The sequence below is a fragment of the Aeromonas sp. s6 genome (assembly GCF_040907815.1).
Taxonomy (GTDB): domain Bacteria; phylum Pseudomonadota; class Gammaproteobacteria; order Enterobacterales; family Aeromonadaceae; genus Aeromonas; species Aeromonas caviae.
On record NZ_JBFOCN010000054.1, the window covers coordinates 52,040 to 72,466 of the forward strand.

A 20,427-nucleotide genomic window follows, 5' to 3' on the forward strand; every position below is an offset into this window, starting at 1 on the left:
ACAGGAGGGAAACATGTTTCGATTAGGGCTCATCATCAACCCCGTCGCCGGCATCGGCGGGGCCGTCGGTCTCAAGGGCAGTGACGGTATGGTCGCCGAGGCGCTGGCGCGCGGGGCCGTCCCCAAGGCCCGGGAGCGGGCCCGCCAGGCCCTGTTGCCCCTGTGCGAGCTGACCACGTCATTCGAGCTGCTGACGGTGGCCGGTGAGATGGGGGAGACGCTTGCCGCAGAGCTCGGGCTGCCCCATCGCATCGTCCATCGGCCTGCCGGGGCGCAGACGAGCGCCGAGGATACCCGGGCCGCCGCCCTGGCCCTGCGCGATGCCGGGGTGGATCTGCTGCTCTTCGCCGGTGGCGATGGCACCGCCCGTGACATCTGCGCGGCGGTGGGGGAGTCCTGCCATGTGCTCGGCATCCCGGCGGGGTGCAAAATCCACTCCGGGGTCTACGGGGTGACGCCGGCGGCAAGCGGCCGGGTGGCGGCCAGAATGATCGCAGGGGAGCTTCTGAGCCTGGTGGATGCGGAGGTGATGGACATCGACGAGGAGGCGTTTCGCGCCGGCAAGGTGCGCGCCCGCCACTACGGGCAGCTGCTGGTGCCCGGGGATCTGCGCTACGTGCAGGCGGTCAAGCAGGGGGGGCGGGAGTCCGAGGAGCTGGTGCTCGCCGATCTTGCCGCCGGTGTGGTGGAGCAGATGGAGCCCGATACCCTCTACCTGATGGGGTCGGGGAGCACGGTGGCCGCCTGCATGGGTGAGCTGGGTCTGGAAAATACCTTGCTCGGTGTGGATCTGGTGGAAAATGGCCAACTTATCGGGCAGGATCTCAGCGCCGCCGAGATCCTGACCCGGATCCGCGGCCGTCGCTGCCGTCTGATCATCACCCTGATCGGCGGTCAGGGACATCTGTTCGGGCGCGGAAATCAGCAATTGAGTCCAGACGTGATCCGGGCCGTCGGGCGCGAGCATATCCAGGTGCTCGCCACCAAAGCCAAGCTGGCGGCGCTAGAAGGCCGTCCGCTGCTGGTGGACACCGACGATCCGGCACTGAACCGGTCGTTGAGTGGTTATCTGCGCATAACCACGGGATACAAGGATCAGGTCATCTACCCGGTGGCCAACCCGGAATAGGACATCAAGGATGCGGCTGGCCTGGCGCCAGAGAGCCGCGATCAACCGGATCGCGGTTCCACTCCCCGAATTTTTTGCCGGCAACCCCGGAAATGAGGCTGCGTTAAATGACGATTCACGATTTTGAACACAAGTTGTTGGGACTGATCGACGCCATGGTCGCCACGGCCAGCGAAGACGAGCTGTTTGCGGGCGGCTATCTGCGAGGGCACATCTCCCTTGCGGTGGCGCGCGCCGAGCTGGAGGGCAAGACCCTGGTGCGGGACGTCAAGAGCTATGTGCTGCGCAGCCTGAACGAGGCCATCTTGCAGGGTGAGCTCTCCGAGCAGGACGAGGTGCTGGTGCAGGAGATGTGGAAGCGTCTGCAGGCCCAGGCGGAAGCTTGATCCCATTCGCAGTTCAAACACAAGTTTAAGTAATCTGCTTCCCTGAGTGTTATCAAAAGGTTAATAATGAGGCTCGCCTTTTGTTTCAGGGATTAAACCATGGCCTCCACCTCACGCATTGCCACCAGACTGCCGCTCGAGATGCTCTATCACTGGGAGCGGCAGTGTCCCGACCGAATCTATCTGCGTCAGACCATCCACCGCGAATACGTTGACTTCACCTGGGGTGAGGTCGCCGACGAGGCGCGGCGCATGGTGACGGCACTGCGCGCCCTGGGCCTGGAGCCCGGTGACAAGGTGGCCCTGCTCTCCAAGAACTGCGCCCAGTGGTTCATTGCCGATCTGGCGATGCAGATGGGGGGATACGTGAGCGTGCCCATCTACCCCACCGCCAACGTCGACACCATCGAATACGTGCTGCGCCACAGCGAAACCAGAGCGATCTTCGTCGGCAAGCTGGACGACTGGAAGAGCCAGGAGGCGGGGGTGCCCGGGGATCTGCTGCGTATCGCCCTGCCTTACGACACCATGCCGGCCGCCCACCAGTGGGACGATCTGCTGGCGCAATACGACCCCATCCCGGACACCCCGGTGCAGGCGCCGGATGCCCTGTTGAGCCTGGTCTACACCTCCGGCAGCACCGGCAAGCCCAAGGGGGCCATGCTGAGCGTGGAGCGCTACGCCTGGTCCTGCGAGAAGCTGGTGGAGGCGGTCTCCCTCACCGCCGAGGATCGCGGCTTCTCCTACCTGCCCCTTGCCCACATCACCGAGCGGGTCTACATCTACGGCGGCAGCCTGTTCAGCGGTGCCACCATCGCCTTCCCCGAATCCCTCGACACCTTCATCGAGGACGTCAAGCGCTGCCGTCCCACCGTCTTCATCTCGGTGCCGCGGCTCTGGGCCATGTTCCGCATCAAGATCCACGAGAAGCTGCCCCAGAAAAAGCTGGCGCTGCTGCTCAAGATCCCCCTCGTCTCCAGCCTCATCAAGAGCAAGCTGCAAAAGGGGCTGGGGCTGGATCAGGCGCGGGTGCTGGGCTGCGGCTCTGCGCCGGTGGCCCCGGCGCTGCTGGAGTGGTATCACAGCATCGGCATCCATATCACCGAGGCCTGGGGCATGACCGAGAACCACGCCTACTCCACCCTCAACTACCCGTTCCGGGCGGACAAGATAGGCACCGTCGGCAAGGCCGGGCCCGGGGTGACCATCAAGATCTCCGACGAGGGGGAGATCCTCTGTCGCTGCGACGGCATGATGGTGGGCTACTACAAGGATCCCGAGCACAGTGCAGAGGCCATCGACGCCGAGGGCTGGCTGCACACCGGTGACATGGGCAAGCTGGACAGGGAGGGTTACCTCACCATCACCGGCCGCATGAAGGATGTCTTCAAGACTGCCAAGGGCAAGTACGTGGCCCCGGTGCCCATCGAGGGGATGCTCGGGCAGGAGCCCATCATCGAGCAGCTCTGCGTCATCGGCTACGGCATGCCGCAGCCGGTTGCCCTGGTGCAGCTCGCCGAGAGCGCCATGAAGGGGGACAAAGCCGGGGTGGAAGCCCAGCTGGAGGCCGCCCTCAACCGGGTCAACGACAAGCTGGAATCCCATGCTCGCCTGCGGGGCATCCTGGTGGTCAAGAGCCCCTGGAACATCGAGAACGGGGTGCTGACCCCCACCATGAAGATCCGCCGCCACCTGCTGGAACAAAAATACGCGGACATCGGCGAACGCTGGTCCGGCAGCCAGCGCATCCTGTGGGAGTCCTGACAGGGGTCGGTACCGCCATATCGGCCACATCAATGACAGCGGGGGAGCCAGTGGCTCCCCCGCTGTATTTCAGGGGGAAGCAAGCCGACAGGGGGCTGGGGCATTGACCCCTTCCCCGACGTTTCCCGCCGCCGCCATACCGCCCCGCGTCGAGGGAACGGCAGGGAAAGGTATTTGCAAAATCCATGGAGAGGCGGGATCCCAGTGGTTTGGCAAATGCATCTTGGGGTCACACACGGGGGCTGCAAGGGGCGGGGGCGGGGCATTGACCCCTTCCCCGACGTTTCCCGCCGCCGCCATACCTCTCCGCATCGAGGGAACAGCATTTGCAAAATCCATGGAAAGGCGGGATCCCAGTGGCTTGGCAAATGCATTGTGGGGTCACACACGGGGACCGCAAGGGGCGGGGTGGGGTCTTGGCCCCTTAACCTGGGCTTCCCGCCACCGCAGAGGAGGTCTGCCAATAAGGTCATCGGAGGGAGGCCGCCCTCACATGGGGCAAGAGGGCATCTGATGCACGGCGCCAGAGGCGCAGAGAAAGGGGGTGAGGGGCAGAGAGCAAGAAGGGGAGCCGCAGCTCCCCTTCCCGTTGGCGGATGCCGGGGTCAGACGGCTTTGTACTCAAGCTCGACCGAGCCCAGCGCCTTCAGGGTGGACTGGGCGGAGTCCCGCTGGCTGATCTGGCCATCCTTGCTCTCCAGCAGCACGGCGCGGCGCACGGTGGCGAGATCCTCGCCACCCAGCACAGCGTGGGCGCAGGCCATCTGCATCGGCGGCAGGCTCGGGTTGAAGGCGGCGTTCTCGGCATAGCGGCCGCAGAAGATGCGCCCGTCCTCGAACTGCAGCGCCACCGCGGCATAGCCCTGGCTGTAGGGGGCATAGCTCTGGCGGGCGGCGGCGAGCGCAGCCTGCCACAGGGGGTCGTCGCTCTCGAGCACCAGCTCGTCATGGGCCTGGGGGCTCATCAGGGCATCGGTGATCTCGAGATCGGCGGGGCCGAAGGAGTGGGGCAGGAAGGATTGCAGCTCGCTGAGATCGTCCGGCAGGGAGACCTTCAGGGTCTTGGCGGTGCTCAGCTCGTTCATGAACTGGCGGCAGTGGCCGCAGGGGGTGTAGTTCACGGTGATCTCGGAGATCCCGGTCTCGCCACCCAGCCAGGCGTTGGAGATGGCGGACTGCTCGGCGTGGACCGAGTGGAACAGCCCCTGGCCCGCGAACTCCATGTTGGCGCCAAAGTACCAGGTGCCGCTCAGGCCGCAGGCGATGGCGCCGACGAAGAACCTGGAGATGGGGGCCACCGAGCAGGCGGCCGCCAGCGGCAGCAAGGCCAGACGCAGGGCCCTGTCATCCAGCCCGGTGGCGGCTTTCAGGGTCGCGACCTGGTCCGGGGTGAAACGGGCCTGGAAATCGTCCCCCAGCATGGGCAGCAGGGCGGCCTGGAGCGGGGCGGAAAGGGTCTCGAATGGCTTGGCAAAGCGGGGATGCATACTGTGTCCTCAAAGGCCAATTGGGGGGCCATTGTAGGGAGCAAGCGCGGCGAATTGTGTGAGCGCGCTCACGTCTTGATGGGCAAAGGGGCGGGGATGGTAAAGGAAACGTTTGTCTTTCGCAATCTGTGCGCCAGCTCCCGGCATCAGGGAGGCGAGGGTATCGGATGGAAACGGTGAAAGGGCACAGAGGCCATGGCCGCAGGGGCGGCCACGGCAGCGGGGATCAGGTCAGCCAGTGGTAGAGGGCGAACAGCAGGGGGGCGATGGCCGCGGTCAGCACACCGCACACCACCATGGCCAGCGACGAGAAGGCGCCCTGGGTCACCCCCTGCTCGGCGGAGGCGGCGGTGCCGATGGCGTGGGCGCAGGCTCCCATGGCGAGTCCCTGGGCCTCGGGGTCGGTGACCCGCATCAGCTTGAGCAGGGGATAGCCCGCCAGGGCCCCCAGGATCCCCACCACCACCACCACGGCGGCGGCGATGGCGGGAATGCCGCCGAGGGACTGGCTGACGCTCATGGCGAGCGGCGTGGTGATGGACTTGGTGGCGATGGAGGCGAGCAGCGCCGGATCCGCCCCCATCAGGTGGCCGACTCCCAGGGTGGTGCAGACCGAGATGAGCACCGCGGTGAGGGTACAGGCCAGGATGGGTGTGAGCTTGTCGCGGATCTGGCGTGCCTGCTGGTACAGCGGCAGGGCCAGGGCCACCACGGCGGGTTCCAGCAGGGCGGTCAGGGGCGAGGCCCCCTGCTGGTACTGATCCAGAGGCAGATCGAGCCAGAGCAGCAGGCCGATGATGACGGCGGTGGGGATCAGCACCGGATTGATGACGGGCCAGGGCAGGCGGCGGTAGAGGGCCCGGGTCATGAAATAGAGGGCCAGGGTGAGGGGCAGGGCGAACCAGAGGATCATGGCTTGTTCATCCTTTGATAGAGGTGGCCGACCGCGCCCAGGATGAGCACGATGCCGAGCACGACGCAGAGCATGATGAGACCGAAGGATTGGCGCAGGGGCTCGAGCCAGGCCACCAGGCCCACCGCCACCGGCACGAACAGCACCCCCATGTGGCGCAGCAGCAGGCCGCCCCCCAGCTCGACCCAGGAGAAGCGGACGATCTGCAAGGAGAGCTGCACGAACAGCAGCAGCATGCCGATGATGCTGCCGGGGAAGGCGAAGGGCAGGATGGCCGCCACGGCCTTGCCTGCCAGCAGACAGGCGATGATGACCAGAAAATCACGAAGGTAGCGCAGGGTGCGTTGCAGCAGCACGGGGGCCTCATCTTGGCAAGTGTGAGCAAGGTCGCAGTTTAACAGGCACGGGGGGGAGGGAACAGGGTCAACTGGCCCGCAGGGGATACAATGGCCCCGGCTTCATCCCCATTTACAAGAAGGAGTTCCCATGTCGACCCCCTCTCTCCTGGCCCGGTTGCGCCAACTGCCCGCCGATCCCGCCCTCCCTGACACCCTGCTGCAAACCCGCCAGTGGGAGGGGCCGCTTTGCCGGGTGAGGCTCGACAACACCGGGAAGCAGTCCGAGGCCGTCCACCACTGGCGGCTGTTTGAGGGGGATCTCGGACTTGCGCCCGAGGCGGCCATCTACGGGGAGGGGTTCCAGATGCTGGCCCAGACCGGGGGGCGCTGGAATGCCCCCGAGCACCTGGGTCGCTGCCCCGATGCGTCTGTCTATCGCATCACCGCCGACCATGGCTACCACACGGTGCACAACCTGCTGCTGGTGGCGCTGGAGGGGGGCTGGCTGCTGCTGGCCTTTGCGAGCTGCCAGCGCTTTGGCGGGGAATTTCGCCTCCATCCCGACGGGCGCCTCGAGATCGTGATGAACACCGAAGGGCGCACTCTGGCGCCGGGTGCACACTGGCAGAGCGAGGCGCTGATCTGCCTGGAGGGGCCGGACAGGGAGGCCCTGCTCGCGACGCTGGCGCAGCATATCGCCGCCGAGCACGGCTCCCTGGTGGGGGAGGTGCCCACGCGCCCGAGCGGCTGGTGCTCCTGGTATCACTACTACGCGAACGTGAGCGCGGCGGACATTCGCGAGAACCTGGCGGTGCGGGCCGAGCGTTTCCCGGCCCTGCGCTACGTGCAGATAGACGATGGCTATCAGGCGAAGATGGGGGACTGGCTCACTCCTTCACCCAAGTTCGAGGAGGGGGTGGCGGCCCTGGCAGGGGAGATCCGCGCCGCCGGTTGCGAGCCTGCGCTCTGGGTCGCCCCCTTTATCGCCGAGCCCGGCTCGCAAGTGTTCCAGCAGCACCCTGACTGGTTCGTGAAAGGGGAGGATGGCCTGCCGCTCCCCTCGGAGCGGGTCACCTACGGGGGCTGGCGCTGCACCCCCTGGTACGTGCTGGATGGCACCCACCCCGAGGTGCAGACGCACCTGGAGCAGGTATTTCGCACCCTGCGTACCCAGTGGGGTATCCACTACTTCAAGCTCGATGCCAACTTCTGGGGGGCCATCCACGGAGGTCGCTTCCACGACCCCGCCGCCACCCGGGTAGAGGCCTATCGGCGCGGCATGGCCGCCATCCTGCGCGGCGCCGGGGAGGGGGCCTTCCTGCTCGGCTGCAATGCGCCGCTGTGGCCGAGCCTCGGCCTGGTGCACGGCATGCGGGTGAGCGATGACGTGGAGCGCCAGGGCCCCCGTTTTCGCCAGATAGCGCGAGAAGCCTTCTGCCGCGCCTGGCAGCACGAGCGGCTCTGGGTGCTGGACCCCGACTGTGTCTGCCTGCGGGATATTCCGGGCCAGCACGGGAGCCGCGTCGAGTACGACTTTCACCTGGCCGCCCTGGTGGCGAGCGGTGGCATGGTACTGGCGGGGGACAGATTGCAGGATCTGGACGAGGCGCAAGGGGCGCGCCTTGGCAAGCTGCTGGCCCTGTGCGCCGCGCGCACCCCGGCGGCCCGCTTCGAGGGGATGGCATTCGAGCGCGGGCGGGTGGCGCTGCCCGGGGGCGGCGAGCTGCTCTGCCTGTTCAACTGGGGGGAGCACCCCTGCGAGTTCCCGTTGGCGCCGGGGGGCACGGACTTCTGGGACGAGACGCCCCTGGGGAGCACCCTGGTGCTGCAAGGGGGGCAGGGGGCGGTGATCCGCTACCCCTGATGGCGTTGCACTGCAAAAAGGCTCCCTCGGGAGCCTTTTTTACGTGGCGAAATGGTCTCTAGAAGTGCCACTCCATCCCGATGGCGTAATTGGCGGAGCCATAGCCCGGGATCTCGTTGCTGGAGGCGAGCGCCTTGACGGTGAGGCGGGTTGTCAGGGGGATGCCGAGCCCCATGCCGATGGCGATCTCGTCGCTCTGATCCCCCATCATGTCCACCCGCAGGGTGCGATAGAGGGAGAGATCCTGGCTCATCTGGGCATAGATCTGGGACGACTTGTTGTAGAGCTGGCCGAACACCTCCATCTGGAAGCCGTTTTGCGGCGTGATGGCCAGGGGAATGCCGGCGAAGCGGTAGAGATCCGAGTGGTTGAAATAGCTGTTGGTGATTTGCGGGGTGAAGTCGGTCTGCTGGTAGAGGGTGCTGAAGTTGTGCTCGATGAGCCGGTAGGTCTGCTCCGGCAGGCGCAAGAGGTAGTCTGGCACCTCGAACCGGGCGCCAGCGAGGGCGGCCTGGGGCAGCAGGGCACAGGCGACGAGTGTCAAAGCAGGCAGAGCTGAACGCATAAAACGAGAGTTCCCCAACAGTCGAAAGCACGGCATCCATGCCGTCAGCGCATCTAAATATTCACACTATCAGGAGCTTGGGCTCCCTGCCCATTATGTCGCGAGCCGGGGAAACGCATCGGTTTTTAACTGTGAAACGGCTCACATCTCATAGATTTTCAAGGTAGTGATAGAGACTCTTTAGAATCGCAAAGTTCCGTTCGTTCCCCTGGTTCTGTTCCGCCAGGGCTTCCAGGCGCGGCACATAATCCGGCAGACGGCGGCTGAAGTAGTCGCTGCAGTGCAGGCGCCAGCGCTTCTGCTCCGCTTCGCTCAAGGTGTGGGGCCAGTTGCGGGCGCGGTAACGGAACAGCATCTCGGGCAGACGGGGATCCGTGAAGGCAAACTCCCGCTCCCCCAGCAGATCCGCCGGGGTGGCGCGCACCAGATCCATGGTGGACTTGTCGCCGTGGCCGAAGAAACCGGCGTAGAGCTGGGTGTCGGGGTCGCCGTCATTGCTGCCGGCAAACTCCTGGTTGAACACCTCCACCAGTTTTTCCCGCACCTCGGGGTGGGCCCGCAGCAGATCCAGGCTCTTGCGGCACTGAGCCCGGTTGATGCCCAGCTCGTCCGCCCGCTCCGGCGTCAGGGTGGCGGCCGGGGCCAGCACCGGGCACTTGTTGATGTGCACCAGTTTGACCGGAATGCCGGCCAGATCCCCCAGCTCCTCTTTTTTGGTGTAGAGGCGCTCGCGGATCTCCTCGCAGGAGAGCTCGATAAGCGGAGTGGGGTCACGGGTCAGATCCACCATGATCACCGCGTTCTGGTTGGTGGGGTGCCAGGCGAGCGGCGACACCCAGCTTGCACACCCCTGCCAGGGGGAGAACATGCCGGAGACGTGCACCAGGGGTTTCATGGTCACCACGTCGATGAGGGCCTTCACCTTGTTCTTGTTGCGAAGATCAAAGAGGTACTCGAAGAGCTTGGGCTGAGCCTTTTTCACCAGCCTGGCCATCTCGATGGTGGCCAGCACATCCGAGAGCGCATCGTGGGCGTTGGCGTGGGCCACGCCGTTGGCGACGGTGAGCTTCTCCAGCCTGAAGCTCGGCTTGCCCTCGTCGTCAAACGCCCACTCTATCCCCTGCGGGCGCAGGGCGTAGCAGGCCCGCAGCATGTCGAGGATGTCCCAGCGGGAGTTGCCGTTCTGCCAGGCGTAGGCATAGGGGTCATAGAAGTTGCGATAGAGGGTGTAGCGGGTCACCTCGTCATCGAAGCGGATGCTGTTGTAGCCGAGCACGCAGGTGCCCGGGGTGGCGAACTCTGCGTGGATCTGGCGGATGAAGTCCGCCTCGCACAGGCCGTCCTTCATCGCCTTTTGCGGCGTGATGCCGGTGATGAGGCAGGCTTCCGGCTCCGGCAGGTAATCCGCCGGCGGCTTGCAGTAAATCACCAGCGGCTCGCCGATGACGTTGAAATCCCCGTCGGTGCGAATGCCCGCAAACTGCGCCGGTCTGTCTTTGGCCGGACTGATGCCGAAGGTCTCGTAGTCGTGGAAGTAGTAAGTGGGCTGGGTGGTCTGCTTCGCTGATGTGCTCATGTGTTCTTGTGTGTTCGCGCTTCTGATTGATTTTTCAGGGTTTAGTGCCGTTCTGGTGAGGTGCAAATTCCGAAGACACTTTCATCGTTCACCCAAACCTGACGTTGTTCAATGGCCTGCTGGTACATTATCTGGTACAAAACACCCCATGAGAGTGGTACAAAATTTTAATGGGGTAGCAATGGCGTTATCAGATAGCTGGCTTCGAGGGGTGAATGGTAAACCATATGCTGGCCCGAGCGAAGTGAGCGACGGTGATGGGTTGAGTGTCCGGGTCTCACCGAAGGGGGTGGTTGCGTTCCAGGTTCGGCATGTGGTCGACGGGAAGCGGGTTCGGACCTCTCTTGGTCGGTACCCGGCTCTGACCTTGCGAGAGGCCCGGATAAAGGCCGATGAGCTCAAAAGCGGTGTTGCGCCGATCAGTGCCTCGGGCGACGAGCCTACGCCTGCAGCCTTGTTTGATGAGTGGTTCGAGAAGTACGTGATGCGGGAGTGCCGAGAAGGTACCCAGAAATACTATCGCTATACCTTCTCGTCGGTGAAGAACCGCTTGCCTGACCGGCCAATCAGCCAGATCACCATGGACATGTGGTTGAGCTATTTCGATGCCATCAGCGAACGGGCACCCGGGGTTACCCGTGTGGTGATCACGGGGCTAAAGGCCTGCTTCAACTGGCATGTTCGCCGCGGCACGATCAACATGCCCAACATGATGAGTCTGCGGGCCAGGGATGTTGGCGCCCCCGCCAAGACCGGTCACCGGGTGTTGACGGTGCCAGAGGTTGCAAAGATCTGGCGGGCCATTGAGGCCAGCCGGGCCGGAACCGGCAACAAAGTGATTCACTTGCTTTGTCTGGTCTATGGGTGCCGGCTGTCCGAGGCCAGAACGCTCAAGCGTCAGGACCTGGATTTCGAGTCTATGGTCTGGACCGTACCGGCGGAGATCAGCAAGACCGGCCGGCCTATCCGCCGCCCCATCACATCGGTGGGCAAGCAACTGTTCGAACGAGCAGCCATGGCGTCGGTGGACCCAGTCTATCTGTTCCCGGGTCAGGGGGAGGGGAATGGGCCGCTGGAGATCCACTCATGTAATCGGTTGGTGAGCCGCTTGCGCAGCAGCCTGGGGATCCCCCATTGGAGGATTCATGATGCTCGTCGAACGCTGTCGACCCGGCTATCGGAATTGGGGGTGTCGCCCCATATCACCGAAGTGATGCTGGGGCACACCCTGACTGGCGTGATGGCTGTTTACAACAAACATGACTGGCTTGAGGATCAAGCGGCTGCCTATGAGCGCTGGTGGACAGTGATCCAGCGGGAGCTAGGCGTTGCCACTGATCCGGTTGTGGCTATCAATCCAGGCCATGATGTGTGACTTGATCCAGCGCAGGGGCTGGTGGTCGATAGGCTTGGGAAAGGTCGCGTCTTTATTGCGGAGGTGATACAAGGCGGTTCGACCTTTTCCCAGCATCACCATCAGTTCTTTCTGCTCAATTTTCTCAATGGGCTCTAACATAAATCCTCCGGTGAATCCTAGAACGGCAGGTCGTCATCGTAATCAAATGGCGGCTCGTTGCTTTGCTGGCCCGCAGATGGGGTGGCGGCAGGCCTGGCTGGTGGCTGGGACTGAGCCTTCTGCGAACTGCCTTGCTGCGGCTTGCCGCCAAGCATCTGCAGTACCCCGGTGAAGCTGTCGACCTGCACCTCGGTGGTGTAGCGGTCCTGACCGCTTTGGTCCTGCCACTTGCGGGTCTGCAGTTTCCCTTCCACATAGACCTGTGAACCCTTCTTCAGGTACTGGCCCGCCACTTCGGCCAGCTTGCCCACAAGCACCACCCGGTGCCACTCGGTACGTTCCTTCTGCTCGCCGGTCTGCTTGTCGCGCCAGCTTTCGCTGGTGGCCAGAGAGAGGGTGGCGATCGCCATGCCACCCGAGGTGTATCTGATTTCAGGATCCTGACCCAGGTTGCCGATCAGGATGACTTTGTTGATGCCTTTCATTCATTACCCCGCGACACTTGTCCTTCTGCCAGCTGCATCTGTTCGGCATCCCGGATACAGTCATGAAGTGAGTGATGGGGGACGAACCAGTCTGGCTTTTGCCACTCATCCAGATACCCCTTGCTGCCACCAGATAGCGCATCGATGTAGGTCCGTACATCCCGCACCTGGTTGTATTTCCATGGAACCGGCAGGCTGAAGTCCTCGAACAGGGAGACCAGAATCGGCGGATCAAAGTCGGTGCCGCGGGCAAAGGGCTGTGCTCCCTTCATGAAATCGGAGAGCAGGATCAGCGCCTCCCGCACCGGGGTATTGCTGCCGTTGATGATACCGTCACGGGCCTCTTTACCCTGCTTGTTCCACCAAGCCACCGTCCCCGGGTCAACGGTGCGACCCGCCAGCAACTGCTCGGTCACATTCAGCTTGAGGTGCAGGACGTTCTCGCCCTCGGTGGAGAGGCGGCCATTGTCGATGGTGATCCCCACCTCGGCATCGTGCTTGTTGAAGCGGACGGCAGAGAGAGTGAGCACCACCGCCTTCTTGTCCATGGCCAGGGTTTCGGTATCGAATACCACGGTGTCGCCCTGATACCGCTCGGCTTTATCGTTCATGTCGTGTTTTCCTCTAACTCAGAAACCGGCCGACTCGGGCAGCCTGTCGAATTGGTCTTGCGTCAAATGAACCGTGCTGACGCTGTACTCTTCATCACCCAGACCGGCAATAACGGCGTCGGCCTCAGACTCGGGGACGATGCACCCTGAACCATCAACCTCGATCCTGGTAAATGGCACCTGCTGAAAGTCCTCACACAATGGGGCATGAAGGCTTGCCGGATACTTCCCGCCCATTGTCTCACTGAGATCGCGGGCCATTGCCTGACAGTTACACATGGTCGATTCTCCTCTCACTCAGCCATCGCGGGAAGGTCGACCAGCCCGTAATCGCAGGCGTAACAGAAGGCCGTTCCTGGCCCCGGCTTCTGGTTATCCATCACGGCTTTTTGCTTGATTTCACCCCAGCAAACCTGCTCAACAAGATCATCCCAGCCATCGTCTGCCGCATCGCGGTAGTCATCTATGACTTTGTTGGCAAAAGCGATGGCTTCTTGCTCGGTGGCGAAGGTTTCAAGGCCGCCATCCGGGTCATACGCAAAGTAACGTTTAGTCATGATTTTCCTCTAACCATTCTGTTCGCTTGATGCGACCGCCCAGCGATAGCCGCCGTGGGTCGCCTGAGAGTTGTTCAGGCACCGGGTGATGCTGACCCGCACAAACCCGCCTGTTCGTTCCGCCTCGACAATGCTGTCGAACCTCACAATCTGCTGCTCGTCGTTGATGCCGATCACTGGCGTCTTGTGCCATTGCGGATCCCGCACTTGGTCCACGAAGAGGCGGCGAGTGTGCCGCCCTCTGCCGTTCTCCCCGACCATGCAAAAGTGCTCAACCCGGGTGGTGAAGCGGGCCTCCCTGTGTATCTGGCCCATCACGATGCTGGCCTTGCTGACCGTGAGGGAGAAGGCCGCTGCCACCTCTGCGCTGATGGCGCCGCCGGTTCGGGCATGAACCCACTCGGCAACCTCCTGAATGATGCTCATGCTGCCCTCCTGATCTGCAGGTGCTTGTACGGGTTATTGGCTCTGGCGATGGCCGCCATCGGCGGCGGGCTGACGCTGTTGCCTACCATCAGCACTTGATCGGTGATGGAGAGCGGGGTGCCATCGTGACCACGGTCATGGATGTAGTGGCGAGGCATGCCCTGGCAGCCATAGAGCTCCTTCGGTACCAACATGCGCAGGCCGATATCCACGATCACCCAGGTGTTGCCGCACCAGGTCACGGTTACCAGCGCCAGCCGGTCCTTAGTGGTGATGGTGTGCATCGGGTCGGTGACAGCGCCCCACTGCCCGCCGCTCGAGTAGTAGCGCATCAGGAAGGCGCTGACCCGCAGGGCCCCGGCCTCTTGCTCCGGTGTCAGACCGAACTCACCCGGGCTCGCCATCACGGTCTGCACCAGGGCGTGGTGCTGGCCCGCTGAAACGATGGTGGGGAGCTGGCTTTCCGGAGTGCTCGGTGGCAGGTTCCTGCGCAGGTGCACCATGAAGGCTGAGGCCAGTTGCTGCTGGCTGCCGCTCGAGGTGATGGTGCTGCATGGGTCAGTCACGGATCTGGCGGGCACGGTGTTGAACCCGCCATTGGCCTGCACCATCAAGGGGGCCGCCAACATGGACTTGCCACCACCGCCGGCCATGATGGCCGCAGCAGGTTCATCCACCCCGTGCTCACCCCCTTTACCGAAGTGGCGCACCACCAGAGGGGCCAGACTCGGGTTGCACACGGCGAACGCGCCACCCTTGGGCCAGCCGGTAATAGTGCGCAATGGGGCATCAACCGAATCGACACCGCGCCCTGACCAGTTGGCCAGCTCGATAATGAAGGGCTTGGGATTGGTCAGCACCTCGCGGATCACCCCGATCGCCACGCGCTCCAGGGTGGCATCGGCCAATGGGCGTTTGACGTTCAGGCCCTGTGCCCGGGCTTCTTCCTTGGTGAGGAAGATGCTGGGGCAGGGGATAGACCAGTCGATGTGATCCGCCGTTACCCGATACGGCTTGAGGTGGCTGCCTGGTGCCGGGGCCTTGCAATGCGTCGGGGCGGGCCAGCAAACTGGCTCCCCGTCCCGGCGGGCAACGAGGTAGAGGCGCTGGCGGCTGGTGGCCGCACCGTAGTCCGCTGCGTTCAGGACTGTATGGTCTACCACATACCCTAGGCGTTCGATGCTGGCCAGAAAGCGGCGCCAGGTCTGGCCAGCTCGCTTGGGATCCGGCACCAGGTACTGCTGCTGGCGTGGCACCCGCTCACCTGGCTCGGCGATATGCTGCTCGATCTTGGTCTTCTTACCGCGCTGAACCTCGACCAGCTTGATCACCCGACCGGTGGCCTTGTCCCGCTTGGCGACGAGGGGCCCCCAGGTGCGCATCTGCTTGACGTTCTCCATGGAAAGCAAGGCAGCTTTACCGAGGGCAAGCCACTTGAGGATCACCCAGGCGAGACTACGGATTTCCTGCTTGCGTGGCTGGCCGCCAGCGGCTTGAGAGTGGTGGGTACAATCCGGGCTGGCATGCAGCCAACCGACAAAGCGCCCTGCTAGCACGGCAACCGGATCCACGGCCCAGATATCCTCCGGTAGGTGCAGGGCTTCCGGGTGGTTCGCCTGGTGCATGGAGAGCGCCTTGGGGTTGTGGTTGATGGCGATGTGCACCGGGCGTCCCAGCCCACGCTCTATCCCCGTGCTGGCGCCACCGCCGCCGGCGAACAGATCCACGTTGATGGCAAACTCCAGATTTAGCGGAGCCCCTGTCACTTTGGCCCTGACGGCGCGGGAGCGGCGAAGTGTGTTGCTCATGCTGCCACCTCATTCACTCGGGTAATGGCGTTGATCATCACACTCTTTTGCGTGACGGGGCTGAGGGTCGGCTCGTTATGCAGGGCGTTCAGCAAGGCGATGACAGCCTCCTGGCGGTGCAGGTCGAGCATGGGGAAGGCCTCGGTGAAGTTGTATCCTTCAACCTGCTTCAGAGTGGAGACAGCCTTGCGCAGCAGCGCCTTGGTTTCCTCGTCCAAAGTGGTGTATTCGTCCATGAGCTGCTCATCGCTGACTGAGATGGCGATCGCTACCTCCCGGGCGGTGTAGTGCTCCTTGGCGCCATAGAGCACGGTCAACACGGCGACAAAGCACGACCACTCGGCGCCACCCAAATTGAGCTCGTTGTTCTGGTAGTCAAAGGCCCAGTCCTCGAGCGGCTTGGTGCTGGGTTCCTCGGTTGGGTGGTGGGCATCCAGCAGCTCGAGCTTCCGCTCTGCATGGTTTGGCTCTGGGCTGGTGGCTTCGGCACTCTGCGCCAACAGCTCGGCGGCCTTGGCGGTGGCCAGTTCCAGAAGATCGCCTGGGGCCGTCAGGTTGTCGATGATCCAGGCGGCCAGCTCGGCGGTCCTGGCCGGTGTCAGGATGTCCGCATCGTCGATATGGTAGATAACCCCCTTCACTGCTGGGTGGCGTTGCCAGTGGGGCAGGGTGGGGGAACGACTCTCTTCTGCGACAAAGCCCTGATGGATAGGCTTGCCGGCCAGCAGGTTGGCGACGGCCAGATCGAGCCGATAGAAGATCTCGGAGAGTGGATAAGGCTCGTCCAGCCAGCCTTGCACATAATCCCTGACCGTATCCTGTTGCTCTTCGCCGAGATCAACGCACTCAAACTGCTTGGCCATGATGCTGGTGGCGTCGGCATAGTCCAGTTCGGCCGCCGCCGCGGCGCTGGCCTCGTTATCGTCGGCTGCTGGTGGTTCCCCTGCGGCCGGTTCTGTTTCGGCGGGTCGCTCCTGGGTGACCACGGGGGTCAGCTTGGGCGTGGCGTTACGGATAACGTGATCGGCGGCCAGGGTGAGCTCCACCGCTTGGCGGTGGATCATGTCGAGGATGATGCTGCCGGTGGTGATGAGGTCGTCACGGCGCAGGCGCGCCTCGGGGCGGCGCTCGCCCTGCCAGCCGGCGTCGAAGATCACCACGGCTGAGGCGAAGCCGCTGGAGCTGGGCTTGTCCTTCTTCGGGTCGCGGGGCACGTACCAGCTCGGTACCTCAAAGCCGATGCGCCCGCTGATGAACTGGATGAAGTCGGCATCTTCTGGCCACCAGGTTTCGCTGGTGGCAGCCTTGATGAGCAACATGATCTTGGCGCCCAGCGCCCGTTGCTCGCGGCAGTAGTTGAGGATGGCCTCCATCCCGGTGATGGGGTTCCCCTCGCTATCCGTGCAGGGGCGCGAGTAGGGCGGGTTGGCGTAGGCAGCGCCCCCCAGGCGGCGAAGGTCGGTAGCCAGCTCCTGGGTGAGGGCGTTGTCTTCGGCATCGTAGTAGTGCGGCACCAGGTGGTTGCAGTCGTCTGCAAACATGTCGAGCACCACCGGCCCCAGGGTGGGGGCGAACTGGTGGAACAGGCCCCAGGCCAGCGCCTTTGGGGTTTGCCATTGGTCGCCTATCTGCTTGAGCTCGTGGTCAGGCTGGGCCTGCAGTTCGGCCAGCGCTTGGGCGTAGTGGTTCATGCCGCCACCTCCGGGCTGGTGGGGTACCAGGCAAAGCCGTCTTCGGCTTGGCGAATGACTTTGCCGCACTTCATGGCGAGGTGGAACTCGGCGGTGGCGCCCAGGCTATCGCGCCAGCCCGGGAGCATGACCAGCTCGTCGGCGAGCATGACCATGGGCAGGCAACAGGCCATGTACTCGGCTTGGGTCAGGCCCTCGGGGAGGATGGCAGGGTTGAGCGGGATATGGCCGCGCTCACGCTGGTGGTTGGCCTCGGCATGGAAGGCGGGGCGGTTGCAATCTGGCAGGCCGGACATGGGCCCGGCGATGTAGATGCGCTTGCGGTGTGGCTGGTGGTTCGACATGGTTCATCCCGTTTACTGGTGTATCTGGGATGAAGTATAAGTAGGCTTACATTGTTGGCGCAAGCAAAAAGTAAGAGTTCTTATATTTTGTGGTGTAAAAAAGCCCACCGTGCTGGTGGGCTTGAGTGCAGTAGTTTCTATTTCACGGCCTGAAGTTGTTTTGCAACATCTCTAGCCACTTGGGATGCGACATCGTCCCAAGCTGCTTCCAAGATACCTGTAGCGCTCATACCACCTATGGATGGATCATTTTTACGTGAGAAATAGGTTTTCACCCACTGACTTTTGCCCAAGGTAAGCTTGGCTTTGAATGTTATCTCACCTACGTCTAGAGAGGGGGTTACATTAAATACGCCAGCTGAATACTCGAATTTTGACTTTGCTTCAATAACATCAATCAGTAAAGGAAGACCATTTGGAGAAACCTGAGTGAAAGCGCTAATGGCTTCACTGATCCTAGCTGCCATGGCGACACCGGTCGGAATCCGGGTTTGGGATGCGCTGCCCACATAGCCAGAAGCACCTTGAACATCGATCCTGGTTGGGAAGCTTGATGGGGCCCATGTGATCATGACCGCTGGCAAATCTTTATCTACAGCTTCTTTTTGGAGTTCTTGATATGTTGGATATGAGAGGCGGTTGTTGAATGGCAGTGTCACTGCACAACCACTGAGAACACTAATAGCTAAGGTTGTTATTAATAATGATTGAACTGTTTTCATATTAATCCTTTGATTTTATTTTTAGATCCAATGTTATTTTTACAAGTTTTACTTAGCTTATAGAAAATAAATGCATAAGACACCATTGTTGAATTTATGGTTGTTTAATTGGCTGTCTATTTAGAGCTGAATTGTTCAGTCCTTTCACTTATAACAGTTTTCAATCACTCCAAACTATTCCAGCTAGGTGATACATTGGAATTGTTATCTGCGCTTTCTTCTTCGGCGATGTTCAACCATAGTGCCGATGATTTGAATGGGCTGGCGATCCGAACGCATGGTGGCGTAATCGTCATTAAGCGGGGCCAGCTCGAAGATCTCTTTGCCGTCTTCGCTGTAGCCGCGGGGGCGGTACTTCTTGAAGGTGGCCTCTTCTTCGCCGTTCTTGGCAACCACGAAGTCACCAGGGTGGAGCGGTTCGTCCGGGTCGATCAGCACCAGGTCCCCTTCGGTAAATTCCGGTTCCATGGAGTTGCCCCGGATCACGATGGCAAAGGCGCGCTGTCCCAAGTCAAGATCGGTAGTGATATAGGCCATATTGCCATCGCACTCGCGGATCTCGTTCGGCGCTGTCCATACCCCTGCCTGCACATAGCTGATCACCGGGATCCGGTGAATGTCTGGCTGGGCCATCTCCATGTTTGGCGCGGCTGATTGCTCAATCTCTCCGCCGTAGAGGATGTAGTCAGGCGTCACCCCGAACAGCTTTGCTGCATTCAGCAGGTTCTCACCGCTCAGGTTTGTTTTATCGCTTTCCCACTGCACCACGCTTGGCGCTTTGATGCCGAGCATTTGCGCCAGCTTCACTTGGGTTAGACCGAGGCTTTTTCGAAGCCGCCTGATCCGATCTCCTACCGATTCCACACGCATCCCCTGAAAAAATAAATATAAGTCATCTTATACCGCCTTGATAGAAGCATTCTTTCAATATACTATAAGCATACTTTTATTCAGGGGGCTGTATGACCAAGAACGAAGCCTTAAGCAAGTTCGGCGAAAAGCGAGCTGAGCAGGTCCAGCGAATGGCCGAAATGCTCAACATCAAGCGCGAAGCAATCTACCAGTGGGGTAACGAAATCCCTGAGCTGCGGGCCTATCAGATTGAGAAGTTAGAGCGTGAAGGCCTGTTACCTGTCGGCGCTGAGCGCCTTAACCAATCTGCTTGAGGCCATCATGACAGAAGCCAAAAAACAAACCACGAGAGTCAAGCGGGATCACTCCCACGCATCTGACCCTATTGACGCCGCTTATCAGCTGAGCCGCCGGTACAACATCACCGATCTGGCCCGCCTGATGGGCTCCAAGCGCCCGACCACCCTGAACAACAAGTTCAACCCTGCTTGCGAAGACCACCACCTGACCCTGTCCGAGGCAATGGCGGTGACCGAGCTAACCGGTGACAACGCCATCCTGCAGGCCTGGGCGCTGGCCCGCGGCCATACGCTGGTGGCCCTGCCTGATAGCACGGTGACCGAAGAAGAGCTGGCCGACCAGGTGATGCTGGTGGGCGAGGTGGTGGCGGCAGTGTTTGGCGAGCTGCGGGAGGCGCGGCAAGACGGGGTGATCGACCCCGTGGAACGGCAGGCCATCACGGCGGCAGTGCACCGGGCCATCAAGGAGCTGTTGAGCCTGGAAGAGTCGGTAGCCAGTCAGGTGCGCCCGTTCCCGGGGCCACATGCACAAGGAGAGAAGTGATGAATGGAGCACAAAAAGAGCGGCCCCGCGCTGCGTCAACAGCCGGGACCATGGTCGATTTTCACGGAGAAAACAACATGAACAAGGTTAAAGGACTATCGCCGAGGGCGCAAGGCAGTCGCCGATCGTGCATCCCGCCCATGTTGCCGAAGCTGGTGGTGGGCACCCGGGGGGCCTTTCTGGTCTACAGCGGGTTGCGCATCCCGGCCACGGCCGAGCAGGTGCAACGCCATCTGGCCTGTTTGCAGCAACACCTGCAGGAGGTGGCCCATGCATCCTGAGCTGTTTATCGAGCGCAACGTGGCGCAGATCCTGACGGCGGGGGGATACACCCCGGATGTGGTGCACACCGCAACCCAGGCGGCCCTGCGGCATTTTCGCTCCACGCCGTGCTTTGCCAAGGGGCAGGCATTTGCCAAGTGCCTGGCGGAGGGAAAGAAGATGGCCAAGTTGCTGCAGCGCAAGCTGCGCCAGCAGGAGAAGGACGCCAAGAAGGCGGCCAAACCGACGCGAGTGAAGAAGGTGAGCCATGGGTGAGGTAGTCAGACTG

Annotated in this window: 24 protein-coding genes; 9 read left to right on the top strand and 15 right to left on the bottom strand. The window is 62.2% G+C overall.

Annotated elements, in window-relative coordinates:
• Positions 1 to 13: 13 nt before the first annotated feature.
• From AB5Y50_RS08630 to AB5Y50_RS08640, 3 genes are all read left to right on the top strand, one after another.
• Positions 14 to 1,129, top strand: a complete 1,116-nt coding sequence (locus AB5Y50_RS08630; protein ID WP_010674456.1) for an ATP-NAD kinase family protein — start codon at positions 14 to 16, stop codon at positions 1,127 to 1,129.
• Between the two features lie 107 nt (positions 1,130 to 1,236).
• The gene (locus tag AB5Y50_RS08635; RefSeq protein ID WP_010674457.1) at positions 1,237 to 1,515 is read left to right on the top strand and encodes a YfcL family protein; all 279 of its coding nucleotides are present in this window, start codon (positions 1,237 to 1,239) and stop codon (positions 1,513 to 1,515) included.
• Between the two features lie 99 nt (positions 1,516 to 1,614).
• Positions 1,615 to 3,279 (top strand): AMP-binding protein, encoded by a 1,665-nt coding sequence (locus AB5Y50_RS08640; RefSeq protein ID WP_102948329.1) that lies wholly within the window; start codon positions 1,615 to 1,617, stop codon positions 3,277 to 3,279.
• Between the two features lie 605 nt (positions 3,280 to 3,884).
• Here the strand turns inward: AB5Y50_RS08640 and cdd are convergent.
• From cdd to AB5Y50_RS08655, 3 genes are all read right to left on the bottom strand, one after another.
• Positions 3,885 to 4,766, bottom strand: coding sequence for a cytidine deaminase (gene cdd / locus AB5Y50_RS08645; protein ID WP_010674459.1), 882 nt, complete (start codon positions 4,764 to 4,766; stop codon positions 3,885 to 3,887).
• Between the two features lie 226 nt (positions 4,767 to 4,992).
• Positions 4,993 to 5,679, bottom strand: a complete 687-nt coding sequence (locus AB5Y50_RS08650; protein ID WP_041212945.1) for an LrgB family protein — start codon at positions 5,677 to 5,679, stop codon at positions 4,993 to 4,995.
• Positions 5,676 to 6,035 carry a CidA/LrgA family protein gene (locus tag AB5Y50_RS08655; protein ID WP_368162638.1) on the bottom strand — a complete coding sequence of 120 codons (360 nt, stop codon included), beginning with the start codon at positions 6,033 to 6,035 and terminating at the stop codon, positions 5,676 to 5,678. The genes AB5Y50_RS08650 and AB5Y50_RS08655 overlap by 4 nt, the downstream gene beginning before the upstream one ends.
• Before the next feature lie 130 nt (positions 6,036 to 6,165).
• On the opposite strand from AB5Y50_RS08655, the gene AB5Y50_RS08660 reads away from it, so the two are divergent.
• A complete protein-coding gene (locus AB5Y50_RS08660; RefSeq protein WP_319882083.1) occupies positions 6,166 to 7,881 on the top strand; it encodes a glycoside hydrolase family 36 protein in 1,716 nt (571 codons plus the stop codon).
• Positions 7,882 to 7,939: 58 nt separating this feature from the next.
• Here the strand turns inward: AB5Y50_RS08660 and AB5Y50_RS08665 are convergent, their stop codons facing one another.
• Together AB5Y50_RS08665 and sbcB are read right to left on the bottom strand one after the other, a co-directional pair.
• Positions 7,940 to 8,446: a hypothetical protein gene (locus AB5Y50_RS08665; protein WP_010674463.1), complete on the bottom strand. Its 507-nt coding sequence runs from the start codon at positions 8,444 to 8,446 to the stop codon at positions 7,940 to 7,942.
• Between the two features lie 148 nt (positions 8,447 to 8,594).
• The gene (sbcB, locus tag AB5Y50_RS08670) at positions 8,595 to 10,022 is read right to left on the bottom strand and encodes an exodeoxyribonuclease I (RefSeq protein WP_041212947.1); all 1,428 of its coding nucleotides are present in this window, start codon (positions 10,020 to 10,022) and stop codon (positions 8,595 to 8,597) included.
• Between the two features lie 181 nt (positions 10,023 to 10,203).
• Between sbcB and AB5Y50_RS08675 the strand changes: the two genes are divergently transcribed.
• On the top strand, positions 10,204 to 11,397 hold the full coding sequence (locus AB5Y50_RS08675; protein ID WP_158656270.1) for a site-specific integrase: 1,194 nt from the start codon (positions 10,204 to 10,206) through the stop codon (positions 11,395 to 11,397).
• A 158-nt stretch (positions 11,398 to 11,555) separates the two neighbouring features.
• On the opposite strand, the gene ssb is transcribed toward AB5Y50_RS08675, so the two are convergent.
• The 10 genes from ssb to AB5Y50_RS08725 all read right to left on the bottom strand — a co-directional run bounded on the left by ssb (position 11,556) and on the right by AB5Y50_RS08725 (position 19,046).
• Positions 11,556 to 12,023, bottom strand: coding sequence for a single-stranded DNA-binding protein (ssb, locus tag AB5Y50_RS08680; protein ID WP_005324058.1), 468 nt, complete (start codon positions 12,021 to 12,023; stop codon positions 11,556 to 11,558).
• Entirely contained in the window at positions 12,020 to 12,634 is a 615-nt protein-coding gene (locus tag AB5Y50_RS08685) for a 3'-5' exonuclease (protein ID WP_103857820.1), read from the bottom strand. The genes ssb and AB5Y50_RS08685 overlap by 4 nt, the downstream gene beginning before the upstream one ends.
• A gap of 18 nt (positions 12,635 to 12,652) precedes the next feature.
• Positions 12,653 to 12,913, bottom strand: coding sequence for a hypothetical protein (locus AB5Y50_RS08690; RefSeq protein WP_368162641.1), 261 nt, complete (start codon positions 12,911 to 12,913; stop codon positions 12,653 to 12,655).
• A gap of 14 nt (positions 12,914 to 12,927) precedes the next feature.
• Positions 12,928 to 13,191 (bottom strand): hypothetical protein, encoded by a 264-nt coding sequence (locus AB5Y50_RS08695; protein ID WP_180911628.1) that lies wholly within the window; start codon positions 13,189 to 13,191, stop codon positions 12,928 to 12,930.
• A 9-nt stretch (positions 13,192 to 13,200) separates the two neighbouring features.
• Positions 13,201 to 13,617 (bottom strand): hypothetical protein, encoded by a 417-nt coding sequence (locus tag AB5Y50_RS08700; protein ID WP_180911629.1) that lies wholly within the window; start codon positions 13,615 to 13,617, stop codon positions 13,201 to 13,203.
• Positions 13,614 to 15,425, bottom strand: coding sequence for a DNA cytosine methyltransferase (locus tag AB5Y50_RS08705; protein ID WP_368162645.1), 1,812 nt, complete (start codon positions 15,423 to 15,425; stop codon positions 13,614 to 13,616). The genes AB5Y50_RS08700 and AB5Y50_RS08705 overlap by 4 nt, the downstream gene beginning before the upstream one ends.
• A complete protein-coding gene (locus tag AB5Y50_RS08710; protein ID WP_368162648.1) occupies positions 15,422 to 17,116 on the bottom strand; it encodes a phage N-6-adenine-methyltransferase in 1,695 nt (564 codons plus the stop codon). The genes AB5Y50_RS08705 and AB5Y50_RS08710 overlap by 4 nt, the downstream gene beginning before the upstream one ends.
• Positions 17,113 to 17,460 (bottom strand): DUF4406 domain-containing protein, encoded by a 348-nt coding sequence (locus AB5Y50_RS08715; protein ID WP_368162651.1) that lies wholly within the window; start codon positions 17,458 to 17,460, stop codon positions 17,113 to 17,115. Before AB5Y50_RS08715 ends, AB5Y50_RS08710 begins: the two co-directional genes overlap by 4 nt.
• Positions 17,461 to 17,597: 137 nt before the next feature.
• Entirely contained in the window at positions 17,598 to 18,182 is a 585-nt protein-coding gene (locus tag AB5Y50_RS08720; protein WP_270689283.1) for a hypothetical protein, read from the bottom strand.
• A gap of 204 nt (positions 18,183 to 18,386) precedes the next feature.
• Positions 18,387 to 19,046, bottom strand: a complete 660-nt coding sequence (locus AB5Y50_RS08725) for a LexA family transcriptional regulator (RefSeq protein ID WP_277856206.1) — start codon at positions 19,044 to 19,046, stop codon at positions 18,387 to 18,389.
• A 98-nt stretch (positions 19,047 to 19,144) separates the two neighbouring features.
• Here AB5Y50_RS08725 and AB5Y50_RS08730 point away from each other — a divergent pair, with 98 nt between their 5' ends.
• The 4 genes from AB5Y50_RS08730 (at position 19,145) to AB5Y50_RS08745 (ending at position 20,414) form a co-directional block, all read left to right on the top strand.
• Positions 19,145 to 19,348 carry a Cro/CI family transcriptional regulator gene (locus tag AB5Y50_RS08730; protein WP_103857825.1) on the top strand — a complete coding sequence of 68 codons (204 nt, stop codon included), beginning with the start codon at positions 19,145 to 19,147 and terminating at the stop codon, positions 19,346 to 19,348.
• Positions 19,349 to 19,355: 7 nt separating this feature from the next.
• Positions 19,356 to 19,877 carry a phage regulatory CII family protein gene (locus AB5Y50_RS08735; RefSeq protein ID WP_368162655.1) on the top strand — a complete coding sequence of 174 codons (522 nt, stop codon included), beginning with the start codon at positions 19,356 to 19,358 and terminating at the stop codon, positions 19,875 to 19,877.
• Between the two features lie 140 nt (positions 19,878 to 20,017).
• The gene (locus tag AB5Y50_RS08740; protein ID WP_368162657.1) at positions 20,018 to 20,158 is read left to right on the top strand and encodes a hypothetical protein; all 141 of its coding nucleotides are present in this window, start codon (positions 20,018 to 20,020) and stop codon (positions 20,156 to 20,158) included.
• Positions 20,148 to 20,414 carry a hypothetical protein gene (locus AB5Y50_RS08745; RefSeq protein WP_368162659.1) on the top strand — a complete coding sequence of 89 codons (267 nt, stop codon included), beginning with the start codon at positions 20,148 to 20,150 and terminating at the stop codon, positions 20,412 to 20,414. The genes AB5Y50_RS08740 and AB5Y50_RS08745 overlap by 11 nt, the downstream gene beginning before the upstream one ends.
• Positions 20,415 to 20,427 lie beyond the last annotated feature (13 nt).